This window comes from Paenibacillus sp. FSL H8-0259, assembly GCF_037963255.1.
In the GTDB taxonomy this organism is placed as follows: Bacteria; Bacillota; Bacilli; order Paenibacillales; family Paenibacillaceae; genus Paenibacillus_AQ; species Paenibacillus_AQ phytohabitans.
In genome coordinates this window covers 3,826,062-3,840,844 of record NZ_CP150147.1, presented here as the reverse complement: position 1 = coordinate 3,840,844, position 14,783 = coordinate 3,826,062, and the positions used below count along the sequence as shown (strand labels likewise).

Annotated in this window: 11 protein-coding genes and 1 pseudogene; 4 read left to right on the top strand and 8 right to left on the bottom strand. The window is 51.5% G+C overall.

Going from position 1 to position 14,783, the window contains the following annotated elements:
• Positions 1-52: 52 nt before the first annotated feature.
• Positions 53-556 (bottom strand): ferritin, encoded by a 504-nt coding sequence (locus NSU01_RS16330; protein WP_039292730.1) that lies wholly within the window; start codon positions 554-556, stop codon positions 53-55.
• A 116-nt stretch (positions 557-672) separates the two neighbouring features.
• Between NSU01_RS16330 and nagZ the strand changes: the two genes are divergently transcribed.
• Positions 673-2,046, top strand: coding sequence for a beta-N-acetylhexosaminidase (nagZ, locus tag NSU01_RS16325; RefSeq protein ID WP_076244972.1), 1,374 nt, complete (start codon positions 673-675; stop codon positions 2,044-2,046).
• A gap of 343 nt (positions 2,047-2,389) precedes the next feature.
• Here nagZ and NSU01_RS16320 read toward each other — a convergent pair whose 3' ends face one another.
• From NSU01_RS16320 to NSU01_RS16300, 5 genes and pseudogenes are all read right to left on the bottom strand, one after another.
• Positions 2,390-3,493: an efflux RND transporter periplasmic adaptor subunit gene (locus NSU01_RS16320; protein WP_331281722.1), complete on the bottom strand. Its 1,104-nt coding sequence runs from the start codon at positions 3,491-3,493 to the stop codon at positions 2,390-2,392.
• Positions 3,494-3,517: 24 nt separating this feature from the next.
• Entirely contained in the window at positions 3,518-4,909 is a 1,392-nt protein-coding gene (locus tag NSU01_RS16315) for an ABC transporter permease (RefSeq protein ID WP_171719390.1), read from the bottom strand.
• Positions 4,910-5,133: 224 nt separating this feature from the next.
• Positions 5,134-5,793 (bottom strand): annotated as a pseudogene (locus NSU01_RS16310) (ABC transporter ATP-binding protein); the annotation flags it as partial.
• Positions 5,794-5,841: 48 nt separating this feature from the next.
• Positions 5,842-8,454 carry a hypothetical protein gene (locus tag NSU01_RS16305; RefSeq protein ID WP_076244969.1) on the bottom strand — a complete coding sequence of 871 codons (2,613 nt, stop codon included), beginning with the start codon at positions 8,452-8,454 and terminating at the stop codon, positions 5,842-5,844.
• Positions 8,455-8,637: 183 nt separating this feature from the next.
• Entirely contained in the window at positions 8,638-9,471 is an 834-nt protein-coding gene (locus NSU01_RS16300; RefSeq protein WP_042137023.1) for an AraC family transcriptional regulator, read from the bottom strand.
• 144 nt (positions 9,472-9,615) lie between these two features.
• On the opposite strand from NSU01_RS16300, the gene NSU01_RS16295 reads away from it, so the two are divergent.
• The 3 genes from NSU01_RS16295 to NSU01_RS16285 all read left to right on the top strand — a co-directional run bounded on the left by NSU01_RS16295 (position 9,616) and on the right by NSU01_RS16285 (position 13,311).
• Entirely contained in the window at positions 9,616-11,679 is a 2,064-nt protein-coding gene (locus tag NSU01_RS16295) for a beta-galactosidase (RefSeq protein ID WP_076244967.1), read from the top strand.
• A 595-nt stretch (positions 11,680-12,274) separates the two neighbouring features.
• Positions 12,275-12,994 carry an AzlC family ABC transporter permease gene (locus tag NSU01_RS16290; RefSeq protein WP_042141160.1) on the top strand — a complete coding sequence of 240 codons (720 nt, stop codon included), beginning with the start codon at positions 12,275-12,277 and terminating at the stop codon, positions 12,992-12,994.
• On the top strand, positions 12,985-13,311 hold the full coding sequence (locus NSU01_RS16285) for an AzlD domain-containing protein (protein WP_042137016.1): 327 nt from the start codon (positions 12,985-12,987) through the stop codon (positions 13,309-13,311). Before NSU01_RS16290 ends, NSU01_RS16285 begins: the two co-directional genes overlap by 10 nt.
• 4 nt (positions 13,312-13,315) lie before the next feature.
• On the opposite strand, the gene NSU01_RS16280 is transcribed toward NSU01_RS16285, so the two are convergent.
• On the bottom strand, positions 13,316-14,257 hold the full coding sequence (locus tag NSU01_RS16280; RefSeq protein WP_083705580.1) for an alpha/beta hydrolase: 942 nt from the start codon (positions 14,255-14,257) through the stop codon (positions 13,316-13,318).
• Between the two features lie 98 nt (positions 14,258-14,355).
• A complete protein-coding gene (locus tag NSU01_RS16275) occupies positions 14,356-14,763 on the bottom strand; it encodes a MerR family transcriptional regulator (protein ID WP_042137014.1) in 408 nt (135 codons plus the stop codon).
• Between the last annotated feature and the right edge of the window lie 20 nt (positions 14,764-14,783).

The window sequence follows — 14,783 nt, the reverse complement described above, 5'->3', positions numbered from 1 at the left end:
AAAGGAGGCATCCGCTGTAAAAGCAAACGAAAGGTACAAGTCCGGAATCATATTATTCCGCCGGCGGTGTAAAGGAACGGGCGGCGAACTCGGCATCCAGCATATAGAAGGCATTGCTGTCCGTTTCAATCCGTTTGAGCTTGGCGATAATATTGCTGAAGAGCGCTTCTTCTTCCACCTGCTCGTCAATGAACCATTTGAGGAAATAGATTGTAGCATGCTCGCGTTCATCCAGGGCCAAATCAGCCAGATGATAGAATTTCTTCGTATTCTGCTGCTCATGGGCGAAGGCATGCTCGAACGCATCCAGCATGGATGAATATTCATTATTCGGCTCCGGCAGGGCGGCAAGGGTGGCACGATAGTCACGGTCATTGAGGAATTTGTAGATTTTCATCGCATGGAACCGCTCTTCTTCAGCCTGCACCAGGAAAAAGTTGGCGAATCCGTCGAGACTTTCACCGGAACAATACGCGGCCATCGCCAGGTATACATGAGCGGAGTAGAACTCGAAATTCATCTGTTCATTAAGCGTGTTCATTAATTGTTCTTTCATTGACAGGTCACCTCATCCTTCTCATTTGTGTACACAGTAAGCAGTTCTTATGTAAAATCTACTTCATCTTATCATTCCTACCCGCCAATCAGCAAACGAAAGGACGAATCTCAACAATGAAATGGTTCAGCCCACGGCAATATAAGTCGACCCCGCATCAGCACCCGCTCCTCCTCTTGACAACCGTTGTATGTCTTCTGCTGGCAAGCGGTTGTCAAGGAAGCGGAAGCTCTGCACAGGCAGGCACGGGTCCTTCGCGGGCACCGGCATCAGCTTCTCCCTCTGCTCCGGTGACTACACCGGCAGCAACAGCAGCAGAAACACCTGCAGCCAGTGTCCAGCCTTCCGCTACTCCTGCTTCGGCAGCAAACAGTACAGACAGTAATGACGTTATCTCCCGGAAGCTAGCCGGAATGACACTGGAGGACAAGATCGGGCAGATGCTGCTGGTCGGAATCGATGGAACTACGGCAGAGTCAGCCGCACAGAAGATGATTGCCGAAGACAAGGTAGGCGGAATCATCCTCTATTCCGATAATATCAGCAGCCTGAAGCAATTGGTCAGTCTGACCAATGCCTTGAAGAAGAGCAATAACGGCAATCCTGCCCCGCTGTTCATGAGCGTGGACCAGGAAGGCGGCAAGGTGAGCAGACTTCCTGATGAATATGCAGTGTTCCCTTCCAATGCAGCAGTAGGGAAAGAGAATAGTGCTGCCGCTGCCGGAACGATGGGCGAACTTCTGGCCCGGGCGGTGAAGTCCTCCGGCTTCAACATGGATTTCGCACCTGTCCTAGATATTAACAGCAATCCGGATAACCCGGTTATTGGCGACCGCTCCTTCGGCAGCACTGCAGATCTGGTAGTCCGCCTCGGCATCGCCGAAATGAAGGGCTTGGAGTCTGAAGGAATTGTGCCTGTAGTGAAGCATTACCCCGGCCATGGGGATACTTCCGTCGATTCCCATCTGGAGCTGCCGGTAATTAACAAAACAGAGGCGCAGCTCGCCAAGCTGGAATGGCTGCCTTTCCAGGCGGCCATTAAGGAGAAGGCAGATGCTGTAATGGTAGCCCATATCCTGTATCCGAAGCTGGACCCTGAGAAACCTGCTTCCCTGTCCCAAGTAATCATCGGTGAGCAGCTGCGCGGAGAGATGGGCTTCAAGGGAGTCATTATAACCGATGATCTTACGATGGGCGCTATCGTCAAGAACTACAGCCTCGCTGCGGCTGCAGTCGATACTGTACGGGCCGGCAGCGATATCCTGCTGGTCGCCCACGAGTACAAGAATGAGCAGGCGGTGCGGGTCGCTCTGCTCAGCAGCGTGAAGGACGGTACGATCACAGAGGCACGGATTGATGAAAGTGTCTACCGCATTCTTGCACTGAAAGCCAAATATGAGCTGAACGATCAGGCAGTCCCCGTCCCCGATCTTACCGGGCTGAACAGCGATATCAAAGCCTGGCGTAAGCCATTTCAGCAGAACAAATAGTTAACAAGCGGAATCGGTACCACTCTCAACAATTTATACGCTCTGGGGAAGTGAAGCTTATTCCTTATGCAGTAGCGAGAGGTGTGAACCAGCAGAGTTGGAAAAAAGGCACTTAATTCTGCCGAAACCATGCGCTTCAGGGAAGCAGTTGGAAAAAGTACAATTAATCCACTTAGCCCCAAGGATTTTAGCAGAATTTGGTCTGATTAAGTGTTGTTTATCCAACTGTTTCCAAGAATTGTACCCGTGACATCAAATCAGATGTACTAATTCCACTTTTATATTTAAAAAAAGCCCCAAACCCTGCAATCAACCAGGTTTGGGGCTTTTCACTGCTGCTATACTACTGAAGAACTACCGTATCCCCAGCCTTCAAGCCCGAGAGTACTTCAGTCTTCTCTGTCGTTTCCATGCCAATCTTGATCTCCGTGCGCTCATATTGGCCATTCCCTTTGTCCAGCATGACATAAGCCAGATCACCTTCATGGACAACGGCAATACTGGAGACCACTACCGCCTTCTCTTTACGCGAGGTCTCGATGTCACCGCTGAGGCTGAGGCCGCCGATCAGATGCTCGTCAGGCTGCAGGGAGATAACTACTTCGAATTGCGGGATTTGCCCAGCCGTATTCTGGCCGGTGGTCGTCGTCGCAAATTTGGATACCTCGGTTACTTCCCCATTAAGGATCAGATCCTTCATCGCAGTCATCTTCACCTGTACCTTCATCCCTTTTTTGATACGGAAGATATCCTGCTCTCCGACCTGTGCAATGAACTCCAGCTTGTTCAGATCAACGATCTTGCCGATGTACTGGTTATCTGTAACCGTCTGCGGACGTTCAGTACTGCTGTCGTAGAGGAAGATGCCGTTATCGGGTGCATGATAGACCGCCGTGTTCAGCTTCGTTTTTTTATCCGCAAGCTCCTTGGCCTGGATCTCCGCATTCACCTGATTCAGCTCGTCGTTCAGACGCGCAGCCTCCTGGGCAGCCAGCGCCTTCAGCCGTTCCGCTTCCGTACCGGCCGGAGCCGCACTATCATCCTCCTGCTGGCTGACAAAAGCGTTCAGCTCCGCCTCCAGCTTCGTTTTGCGGTTGGCAGCTTCTGCCGTCGCAATCTCATTGCGGAGTGTACTCTGATCCAGGGTAAAAAGGACGTCCCCTTTCTTGACCTGTGCCCCGTTCTCTACTTTCCAGGCGGTCACCTTAGAGGCAAACGGTGCATACACCAGCGTCTCCTGCTGGTATTGCGATCTTCCTTTTACCTGTATCGAGCTGGTCAGCGTCTCCTCCGTTACCGGGAAACTGATTACCTGCATCGTTTCCGGCGGAAGCTCTGCCGCCTCCTTGCCCTTGAAGAACTTGGTATACCCCAGATAACCTGCGGTACTGATGATACCTAAGATTATGATCCACTTCAGGCTCTTCTTTAGAGTCCTCTTCATCATTTCGGCTTCCTTTCTAGCTTAGGCTTAATCTCGTTTAATGGCGGTCAACGCATCGGTTCGGGAGGCGCTGATGGCCGGATAGATTCCGGACAGAACTCCGGTCATAATGGCAAAGGATATCCCGATCGGCAAATTCATCGGCGGGATGAAGAAATTCATCCCATCGCCTGCCGAACCGACCAGCTTATTTAGCCCCATGACAATTAAATAGGAGAACAAGACACCGAGCAGTCCGCCCAGCAATCCCAGAAGCGCGGCTTCTGTAATAAACATATTGCGGATCTGACCCATGTTAGCCCCCAGGACTTTCATAATGCCAATCTGCCGGCGACGCTGATGGGTCGACATCGTCATAGCCACAATAATGGAGATCGAGGCGATGATCAGAATAAATACACCGATGCCGAGTGCTGCCATCTTAATCATGTCAAATTGTTCCTTCAGCATTTCCTGCTGGAACAGATTGTCTTGAGCGTTCAGTGACAGCTTCTGAATCATCTGCTCGACTGACTTGATGTTCGCCACATCATCCACTTTCACTGTAACTGCGTTATAGCTCCCCTCTTCCGGGAGATTGAGGACACTGGTGGTGGAATTATCAAATACCAGTTCCTTGGAGAGCTGCGCTGCAGTTTCAGGTGATATATACATAATCTTGTCATACGAAGCCTGCATATCGTCGATCCCTTTTGCTCCTTCCAGAATGCCGCCCACCTGAAGCGGAGAGCTAAGCTTCGTTGCAGGTGTTGTTGTGCTATAGTCCTGCGCCTGAATCTGAATCTGCTTGCGGTACAGCTCGGAGGGCTGGACCGATAGTTTTCTATACTGCTCCTGAATATCCTGATTGAACGGATCATTGCCCATACTTTCATAAAGCTTCTGGCGGGTCTCCAAGTCGATTAAGCCCAGCGTCGCCCCGTAATTGAGCACGATCGTTCCCGGCTGGCCATTCGCTCCGCCCTGCTTGAATTTATGATCGTATTCCGTCAGCATCTGCAGATCGGCGACAATGATCCTGACATCAGCAATCTTATTGTCGATCGTCACCAGCTGCAGATATCCTGCCTCCTGAAAAGGTGAAGCGGCCTTCACATGATTCAGTCCCTGGATAATCTTCAGCTTCTGGTCCGTCAGCTTGCCCGGGTCGAGGTTCTCATTCACCTCTCCAGAACCGCCGCCTCCGCTGCCGCCCTTGCCGTTTGAAGGAATTCCCCCGCCCGGCGAGACCATAATTTCGTCCATTTTGAAACTTTGGTTCACCTGTTCGGTCACATAGACTTGAGCAGATTGGCCCACACTCAAGGCCACGATAATTGCTGCGCAGCCGATGGAAATCCCGGTCATACATAGACCTGTAACCACCTTGCGCCGTTTGACCTGTTCCCAGGCCATCCGTGAAATATCTCTGATCTTCACGGCTTCCCTCCCTCTGCAGGCTCAGCTTCACCAGGCGTCTGCTGCTCAGCTTCACCAGGCGTCTGCTGCTCAGCTTCACCAGGCGTCTGCTCTTCAGTACCTGCAGCTGCCTGCTCTTCAGTCTCTGCAGCTGCCTGCTCTTCAGTCTCTGCAGCTGCCTGCTCTTCAGTCTCTACCTCTACAGCTGCCTTCTGCCCGGCTTTCGCAGCTGTCTGCTGCTCAGTGATCAGGAAGCCGTCTCTGAGCGTAAAGATCCGCTGCATTTGTTCCGCCACCTTATATTCATGTGTAACTACAATAAACGTGGTTTTCATCGTACGGTTCAGATTCAGCAGAATGCTGATAATCTCCTCCTCGGTCTTGGAATCCAGGTTCCCCGTAGGCTCATCTGCAAAGATGACCGACGGTTCTGTGATCAGTGACCGGGCAATACTGACCCGCTGCTGCTGTCCCCCGGAGAGCTGGGAAGGGAATAAATCCGCTTTGTCGGGAATGCCCACCTGCTCCAGCAGGGCGAGCGCCTTCTTCTTGCGGACGGATGGAGACACCGATTGGAATACAAGCGGCAGCTCTACATTCTCCCGGACAGTCAGGCTGGTAATCAGCTCATACGCCTGAAAGATAAATCCGATATGCTTGCGCCGGAACTCGGCAAGCTTGTTCTCGCCCATCTTCACAATGTCTTTGTCGGCAATGTAGATATGACCTTCCGTAGGCTTCATCAAGCCGGCCATCAGATTAAGAAGCGTCGACTTGCCGGACCCCGAACTGCCCAGTAGTGCAACCATCTCCCCCTCCTTGACGGCAAAATTGATTTTATGAAGAACGGATGTCCATTCATTACCGCTTTTGTACGAATGCGTAATATCTTCAACACGCAACATGGAAGCTGCTCCTTTTTTAACCGGTATATTTAGTTTGATTTATGAAGATCATTCCTCAGGCTTGACCGGATTCACATTGGTGACTGCATAAGCCTGGCTGCCCAGCTTTATGCGCTCACCCTGGAATTCATCATAGAATGTTAAGGAGTAGGCCCCTCCACCCATCGTTTTGTACAGGGTTCTGCTGATGGAGAGCGAATACTGGTTGTTGGTTCCTTCGGTCAGATCTGTTCCGAGTGTAAGTGTCTTCTCTGTAGAGATTCCAAACGGATCGGTAATCTGCAGAATCAGCTTATGTTCAAGCGCTCCCGCATCATACTGGTTATCCCGCTTCAAGCCATAGTTGATCGTAATATCCAGGGTATCCGATGACCTCAGATGCTTGCCTTCAGAGCTCTGCACGGAAATTGTATACGGATATAACACAGTCGAAGCCAGTGTAGTAGCAGGTACATTACCCTGCGGATTCAGCTGGAGCGCAGCCACATCCACAAATCCGGTCGCTTCCTCTTTACTCTCAATTAGCTTGCCTCCGTTGATACCGGCACCCAGGTAGAGTGAAATGTCCGCGATATCAGCAGCTTTGGGCAGCTTGGTCCAGAATACTACCAGCTGTTTGGCACCCGGAGAAGCACTGTTATCCGATTGGCTGGAGCTTGCTTCAAAATATTGTCCATCTTTGGTTTTGTAGTAGGCCTGCAGCCGGGCCATCTTGCTCTGCCGCTTCTCTTCACTGCTCAGCAGAAGCTCCGTGTAGACCAGATTGTAATTCTCTCCTTCATATACAGTGGTTTTGTTCTCCTTCAAACTTGCCGCTTTACCTTTTTTGCTTATAGTGTAGCTCTTGCCCTGCGCAATGGTCGGGATACTGTTGATCGAGTTGTTGACACTGAGATCCAGGAACGGAACACTTTCCGAATTCTGTGTGCCGTATAAGGCAACCCGCATGTCCCGGAACTCTGACGTGTAGGCTATTTTGCCAAGTACATACAATTCCACCGATTTACCGGGGGCTAGCACCGATGATTCCTTGTTGTCCATGTACAACTCCGTAGTCACGGGCAGACTGTCATTGTCAAGCTTGATTGAACCCTTCAGCTCCGGGATCGTAAGTGACACAGTCTGTGTGTTGGTGATTCTCAGTCTTGCAGCTACAATGTCATCATCTCTCCATGGGTAACGCTGCAGAGATTGAATACTGTAAGAGAATGAACCGTATGAATTCGTCGTCATATACTCCTGGCCGGTCATCACATCAGCACGAAGCGCATAGGGGATTACGAAGTAGGCTACAGGGAAAATCATCTTAGTAGTCGCGGTCACAGGACTTGCCGGAGCCGGTGTGCCCGGAGTACCGGTAGTTCCCGCTCCCTCGCTGGTCCCGGATGAATCAGGCCCGCTTATATTATCCGCGCCAACCGCTTCGATCATCAGCAGCTGCAGGCCGGACTGCTCCACTTCAAGCGGTACGCGGACCGTCAGCGGAATGATTTTGGTCTCTAGCGGCTTGAGTGTAACTCCGCTTAACCCCTTCGCACTCACCGGGAAGGTTGTGCCTTTCTGGGATTTGACCGCCAGCTCATAGCTTGGCAGCGTTACTGCTTTGTTGCCGGTATTCTTGATCTGCATCTGAAAAGTCCATACCGCATCTGCATCCTGTGAATATACATTGGCATTGCGTATCAGCGTTTCTATGGTATTGCTGTTCACGATGATTTTTTTGACTACGCCGCTGCCGACGACCAGATTAGGTGATGTGGCCGCTGGAAGCTTATAGGCCGATTTCGGCAGCTCCAGCTTCGTAGTTTCATCCTTTTGCGTAAATTGTAGCTTCATATTATCCGTCTTAAGGTAGGCTGGTATTTCGGCCAGATAATAGATGCTCCGCTTCTCTTGCGGCTGAATCTTGTAATCTGCCTGCGTGCTGCTTAACGCAAGCTCAAAGGAAGTCCCGCTGGCGGATACCAGATACGCAGAATACCCCGGATCCCCCAGCACCTTATTTCCTTTATTGGTCAGATTGAGTCCAACCTTGGCATAGACTTTGCCGCCGTATTTGTAGAGCTGCAGTGAATCTGCACTGGCTGTAACAGGAATGTCGTTCATGGTGGTATTCAGGCTTGTACCGGCTGCTGCAGCTGTAGAGTAATTCGCCGGAACTGCGTAAGAACCCGTCTGCTTCAGATACCCCTTCGCCTTGGCGTCCCAGACATGCATGGAGATCTTAAGGCCCTGCAAGGATGAAGTTTGTCCCACATTTACATAGTAGGTAACGCTCAGACTTTCTTTCGCGCCGACTTTTTTCTTCAGTGCATCCGTTCCTACCGGATTCCCCGGAAGCACTGAACCGCCAGGTGTTACAACCCGTGAGAAATATTTCAGCAGACTCGCGCTTGAATTACCGGAATTGGTATATTTCAGCGTATACGATACGATATTTCCGCCGGTCTGACTCCAGATGTTCACGTTCTCAAGGACTGCAGTCACCCCGGCTCCCAGCGGAACGGAATTGAATTTGAATGCTGGTGCAGCGGCGGGTGCCGCCGCGTTCTTTGATGTTGCGGCTGCGGCGGCAACGGGGGCAGTGATGCTGCCGGCCAGCTGGCCGGCTACAAGCGTACTCACGAGCAGAGCAGCATATGTAACTCTATACTTTCTCATTTATTTCCCTCCAGATGTATTTACTAGCAATATTATAGTTGCAGACAGCGTGGAAATTGTATCCACTTTGTAACCCTTCGCCTCCGGTTGTAACCTTCTCAAGCAAAAACATGTCAAGTACAGCACAAAAAGCGCGGATAATGTAACAAAGTTTGTTAATATTGTTTCGGCTACACTATGATTCTATGAGCTGAACAGCCGTCTGTACTGGTTTGGCGGCATGCCTTCCAGCTGTCTGAAGACCTTAATGAAGTAACTCGACTGGTGAAAACCGCTCTGCAGCGCTATTTGCGCGACAGACAGCTCAGTCGAAACCAGCAGCAGCTTGGCACGGGCCATCCGGCAGTCACTTAAATAACGGTTCGGCGTCTTGCCCATTATGCTCCGGAACAGCCGCAGAAAATGATAGCTGCTGTAACCGGCAAGCCGGGCCATCGCTTCCAGTGTCCAGGGCCGCTCGCATTCGCTGTGTATCCTGTCGGCCGTGAGCCGGATGGAATGTCTGATCTCCAGCGGTACCGACCCGTGCAGCGGCTCAGAATTCTGCATCAGCGTCACAAGAATCTCATAGAGCAGGGTAGACAGACGCGGTTCACTCCGGGTCTCATAAGCCGCACTTAGCCTGTACATCTCCTCGAAGACCGGCTCATAGCCCGTTCCGGGATCGAAGGTAAAAAAATAACCGCGGGAGTGATCCGCCTCCTCCAGCATCGGCAAAGATAAAGCTGTGGCGAAATGGACCCAGCGCACATTCCAGGCCTGGCCCGGATCAGAACCGTATTGCTGGTAAGCCCCCCGCGGGAACAGAAACCCGCTCCCCCGCTTCATCGATATCCGTTCCCCTTCCTGGAACACATACCCTTCTCCGCCAAAGACCATATGAAGGTTATAGCTGCCCAGGAAACCTTCACTTCTGCGCTCCGCATGCTGCGGGAAGTCGCTGTAATGGCCCAGCATCTCCGGATAACATACATAATGGGCATACGCTGGCTGCGGTAGAACATAATGCTTTTTCATACGATCCCCTCTTCTCTCCGCCTTGAATCAAGCACGCAATATAGTAATATAATAGCAATATTATGTTATATAAGTGTATACACTGCTGATAATACAATAGATTGGTACCAACTATAAAGCATATATTTACACTTGGAGGTTACTATGAAGAAACCTGTTGCTGCAGAACGATTCGAGCTTGGCGTCTGTTATTATCCCGAGCACTGGCCTGAATCCATGTGGGCGGATGATTACCGCCGTATGGTTGAAACCGGATTCACTATTGTACGTCTGGGCGAGTTCGCCTGGTCGGTATTTGAGCCGGAAGAAGGTCAATTTCAATTCGGCCTGTTTGACCGTGCTATAGATTTGGCGCACAGCTACGGGCTGAAGGTGATTATGGGAACACCTACTGCCACTCCGCCCGCCTGGCTAACCGAGCAATATCCTGAGGTATTAAATGTGACTCATGAAGGTGTGACGATGCAGCATGGCATGCGCCGTCATTATAATTACAGCAGCCCCAAATACCGTGAGCTCTGCGCCAGAATTGTGACTAAGCTTGGAGAGCATTACGGCAGTCACCCCGGAGTGACCGGCTGGCAGATCGATAATGAATTGAACTGTGAGGTAAATGTGTTCTACTCGGAGAGTGACCATCTTGCCTTCCGGACGTGGCTTCAGGATAAATATGTGACACTGGATAAGCTGAATGAAGCCTGGGGTACTGTGTTCTGGAATCAGACCTATACCCGCTGGTCACAGGTCTATCTGACCCGGCCAACCCCCTCGCCTAACCAGCCCAATCCGCATCAGGCACTGGATGAGAAGCGTTTCATCTCTTATAACACGATTTATTTTGCCAAAATCCAGGCGGATATCCTCCGTGAACTGGCACCTGACCAGTGGGTGACTACGAACGGCCTATTCGGACATCTGGACAGCCATGAACTGAATGACGAGCTGCTGGACTTCTTCAGCTATGATTCATATCCGCAATTCTCGACCATTTACTATGATCCGGCAGAGGTGAACCCGCTGCGTGACCGCGGCTGGGGACTGTCACTCTCTGCGGTCCGCTCGGTCAGCAGCAACTTCTGTGTGATGGAACAGCAGTCGGGACCCGGCGGTTGGGTCAACCGGATGGATATGCCTTCTCCGAAGCCCGGGCAGATGCGGCTGTGGACTTACCAGTCTATCGCCCATGGTGCGGATATGCTGCTCTATTTCCGCTGGCGGACAGCTACTATGGGGAACGAAATCTATTGGCACGGCTTGAATGACTATCATAACCAGCCTAACCGGCGCGTGAAGGAAGCTGAGTTGATCGGCAAGGAGCTGGCAAAGATCGGCAAAGCCTTCATCGGCAGCCGGACTCAGGCTAATATCGCCATCGTGCGGGATTATGATAATGAGTGGGACGGGGAATATGACATCTGGCACGGGCCATTCATGTGGCAGAGCAACAAGGAATGGTTCAAGGCACTGCAGCGGAAGCATATCCCCAATGATGTTCTGTATATGCGCAGCAATACAACGCTTGCGGAGCTTGTGCGTTACGAGGTGCTGGTCTACCCGCATCCGGCCATTATGAGTGACGACACAGCGGCCCTGCTGGATCAATATGTACAGCAAGGCGGGAAGCTGATCTTCGGCTGCCGCACCGGATACAAGGATACCACCGGACAATGTTATATGCGGCCTTTTCCCGGAGCAGCCCAGGAGATGTGCGGTGTAACCGTGGAAGAGTTCACTATGGTCAAAGGAACACGTCAGCCTACCTCGATCCGATGGACGAATAATCCAGGGACGCTTACGGGTGCGGATGCTTTCAATGATATTCTTCATGTGGAAGAGGACAGTGTCGAGGTTATGGGAACCTACGCTACCGATTATTATGCCGGCAAACCGGCGGTAACCCGCAACAAGCGCGGCAAGGGGGAAGTCTGGTACTACGGGGCTGTATTCAATGAGCAGGCCGTGCTGCAAATGATCGGAAGTTTGGGACTGAATTCACCAGCTGCCGAATGGCTGGAATTGCCGCCGGAGATTGAGCTGCAGATCCGCGCTTCTGAGGGAGATGCCGCTGCAGGACTCACCTTCCTGCTTAACTATAGTGAAGAACCGGCAGAGATCGTGCTTAAGGAATCCAGAACGGATCTGCTAAGCGGGCAAACCCTCACGGGAAGTTATACGCTGGATGGATATGGCGTTCTGGTGCTGGAATAACAATTCCTTTTAAGCTTAGGCATGACTAAATCAATATAAAAGGGTTCCGCCGCCGCAGATTGCTCTGTGGATAGCGGAACCCTTTTGCTGCTGCAAGCTGCCCGGTACCGAAACGAGCGAGGGCATTGCAGCATATGAAATATAGAATTTCCTTGCAATTCGCTGTGAATTATTAGATATTAAAAACTGAAATTCATATTCAGTTTCAACGTGGAAGTTAGTGATAGTTGTATTATGTGCAATTAAAAAACAGAGAAAAAGCATGTTTGCCTCTAATAACTGTAGTCTGTACAACTAAATTTGCCCGAATGGGCGAGCACCCCTCTACATAGGGCATTTTAATTGCACGAAATACAACTAAACGCTTAAACACTAGTAAATCAGGTGATTTAGATGTACAAAGTACAATTAAGCATACCTGATATACCGTGACCGGTCACTGTCAAACCTTCAGCAAGCGGTTTACCAAAGCGGTTATTACAAGTTTATATGTGATGCTATACATAGCTTGGAAATGAATAGTTTGGAATATAGAGGAGCGAGTGAATCCGTGAAGCCAGAATTCATACAACAGGAGTCTCCGGCGAATGGCCGCCTGCAGCGGGATGCCCTAGAGGTACCGGAGGGGAATGACACCTTCCTGCAAGGGGTCAAAGACTGCCTCCCTACTCTGCTCGGCTATCTAAGCATTGGCTTTGCAGCAGGTGTCGTGGAGAAAACTGCCGGCCTCTCCATTGCCGAAATTGCCATGATCTCCATTATTCTTTATGCCGGATCAGCCCAGTTTATCGCCGCAGGAATGATTGCGGCCGGAAGCAGCGCCTCCAGCATCATCATCACAATTCTGCTGGTCAATCTGCGTCATCTGCTGCTGAGCGCGGCGATATCGCCGTACTTCCGCCATTTGAATCCGCTGCGCAATCTGCTGATTGGATCACTGCTTACCGATGAGACCTTCGGGGTAGCCATCCAGAAGAGCGCCTCCAGGAAGCGGATCAGCGAGAAATGGATGCACGGGCTTAATATCACAGCCTATCTGAACTGGTTCCTGGCCAATATCGCCGGCGCCTTCCTCGGACAGTGGATATCCAGTCCGGAGAAGTGGGGGCTGGATTTCGCTCTGCCCGCCATGTTCATCGGACTGCTGGTACTGACGGTCATGGCACGGCGCAAATATCTGCTGGACATTACCGTCGGCTTCATAGCTGTCATTGTTGCCGTTCTGGTCTCTATTCTGTGGTCGCCCAGCATGGGCGTAATTGCGGCAGCTCTTATAGCCTCTACGATTGGAATGGTGATTGAACAATGGAAATAAGACTGGACATCTTCTTCATTATCCTGGGCGCTGCACTCGTTACCTTCATCCCGCGCGTTCTTCCGCTTATGCTGCTTAGCCGGATCTCCATTCCGGACTGGGGGATGCGTTGGTTAAGCTTTGTACCAATTGCGGTAATGGCTGCATTGGTCGCCCAGGAACTATTCGTAACAGACGGCAGGTTCGCCGGCCTTTCCACGAATGTGGAGCTGATCGCGGCATTGCCCTCCTTCTGGGTAGCCGTCAAAACCCGCAGCCTGCTCGGAACCGTAGTCACCGGCATCCTGGCGCTGATGCTGCTGCGCCTACTGTTTTGAACCCTTATACTTCAGCTTCCAGCTTCAGCGTCTCTTTTACATATTCGCCAATATGATGAATCGCCTGCTGCGCTTCAGGCAGCAGCGCAGCCAGCATCTGAAACACACTCCACATGTTCTCCCACACTTCCAGCTTGGCGGGTGTCCCCTCCTCTAGTGCCTTACCGGCCAGCCGCTCGGCATCGCTCAGCAGAACCTCGTGATCACCTACTTGAATGAACAGAGGCGGCAATCCAGTGAGGTCTTGTCTCAGTGGTGATAATAGTGCAGGAGCTTCCCCGGCATACTCCCCAAGATAATCTTCCAGAATACGCTGATTAGTCTCCCGGCTTCCGGTCGGATCTCTATCCGCCCGGCTCGTATAAGACTCTCCGTCCAAATGAACTAGATCTCCATGAGGCGAGAGCAGGAATGCGCCGCCCGGAAGCGGCTTCCCTTCATCCCGCAGAGAGATCAGCGTCATAAGGGCAAGCGTGGCACCTACGGAATCTCCGCCAAATATGATATGCCCGGGCTTGAAGCCCTGGTCCAGCAGCCACAGGTACGCAGACAGGCAATCTTCACCCGCAGCCGGATAACGGAATTCCGGAGCCAGCCGGTATTCCACAGTAAGCACCGCAATTCCGCTGGCGGCCGAGAGCCTGGCGGCCAGATCCCGGTAGACTGCACAGCTGCCGGCCACAAACCCTCCGCCGTGGAAATACAGAATTACCTTTGTATCCCAATGCGCATCCTTTTTCCCAGCAGTTCTGACCCACTCCCCACTGAACCTCTCTGTCTTTACCTGCTCAACCTGCACACCGTTTAGCACAGGCAGTTGTCCGGCGGATTCCGCAAGGGCAGCGCGGATCTCTTGGGCCGGTTGTCCCGGATAGGGTTTATTGTGCTTCAACTGGTTGGAAATGGCCTGCAGCTGTCCGGCTGGAGTAACACTAGGGCATAACATAACGGTTCATTCCTCCTCTTAATCGTTCATAGACTCAATATAAACCCTGTACCGGAGTACAGGGTCAAGTGGCTATCTCAGATTAAATTCCCGCCGGTTCAGCCTTTCATGTTCAAGATATCAAGAGTCTCCTGAACACCCGGATGCCTGTCCTGTGTAAGGAGGCTGCTCTTCAATTCTTCCAGCTTTGTGCGGGTCTTGTGCCGTTTGGCAATCTCCAGATCAACAGCAGCCATTTTACTCTCAATAACTGTAATAAAATCCGGTATTCCGATACTGCCGTCTGCAGATTTGACCAAAGCTTTCTTGATCTCACGCAGAGTGAAACCGCAAGCTTTCGCATTCTGAATAAAAGCGATCCTTTCCAGCGCTTCCTCCGGATACATCCGGTATCCGCTGGACGTGCGCTGAGGCTGCGGAATCAGCCCGTATTTCTCATAATACCTGAGCGTTTCTATGTTTACTCCGGCCTCTTTGGCCAGCTCGCCTCGTAAATATGGGGTCATCCCTATTTCTCCTTCCTGCA

Bases quoted from the DNA above. Each gene is read 5' to 3' on its own strand.
- NSU01_RS16330 (WP_039292730.1), bottom strand. From the start codon at position 556: ATGAAAGAACAATTAATGAACACGCTTAATGAACAGATGAATTTCGAG.
- nagZ (WP_076244972.1), top strand. From the start codon at position 673: ATGAAATGGTTCAGCCCACGGCAATATAAGTCGACCCCGCATCAGCAC.
- NSU01_RS16320 (WP_331281722.1), bottom strand. From the start codon at position 3,493: ATGATGAAGAGGACTCTAAAGAAGAGCCTGAAGTGGATCATAATCTTA.
- NSU01_RS16305 (WP_076244969.1), bottom strand. From the start codon at position 8,454: ATGAGAAAGTATAGAGTTACATATGCTGCTCTGCTCGTGAGTACGCTT.
- NSU01_RS16300 (WP_042137023.1), bottom strand. From the start codon at position 9,471: ATGAAAAAGCATTATGTTCTACCGCAGCCAGCGTATGCCCATTATGTA.
- NSU01_RS16295 (WP_076244967.1), top strand. From the start codon at position 9,616: ATGAAGAAACCTGTTGCTGCAGAACGATTCGAGCTTGGCGTCTGTTAT.
- NSU01_RS16285 (WP_042137016.1), top strand. From the start codon at position 12,985: ATGGAAATAAGACTGGACATCTTCTTCATTATCCTGGGCGCTGCACTC.
- NSU01_RS16280 (WP_083705580.1), bottom strand. From the start codon at position 14,257: ATGTTATGCCCTAGTGTTACTCCAGCCGGACAGCTGCAGGCCATTTCC.
- NSU01_RS16275 (WP_042137014.1), bottom strand. From the start codon at position 14,763: ATGACCCCATATTTACGAGGCGAGCTGGCCAAAGAGGCCGGAGTAAAC.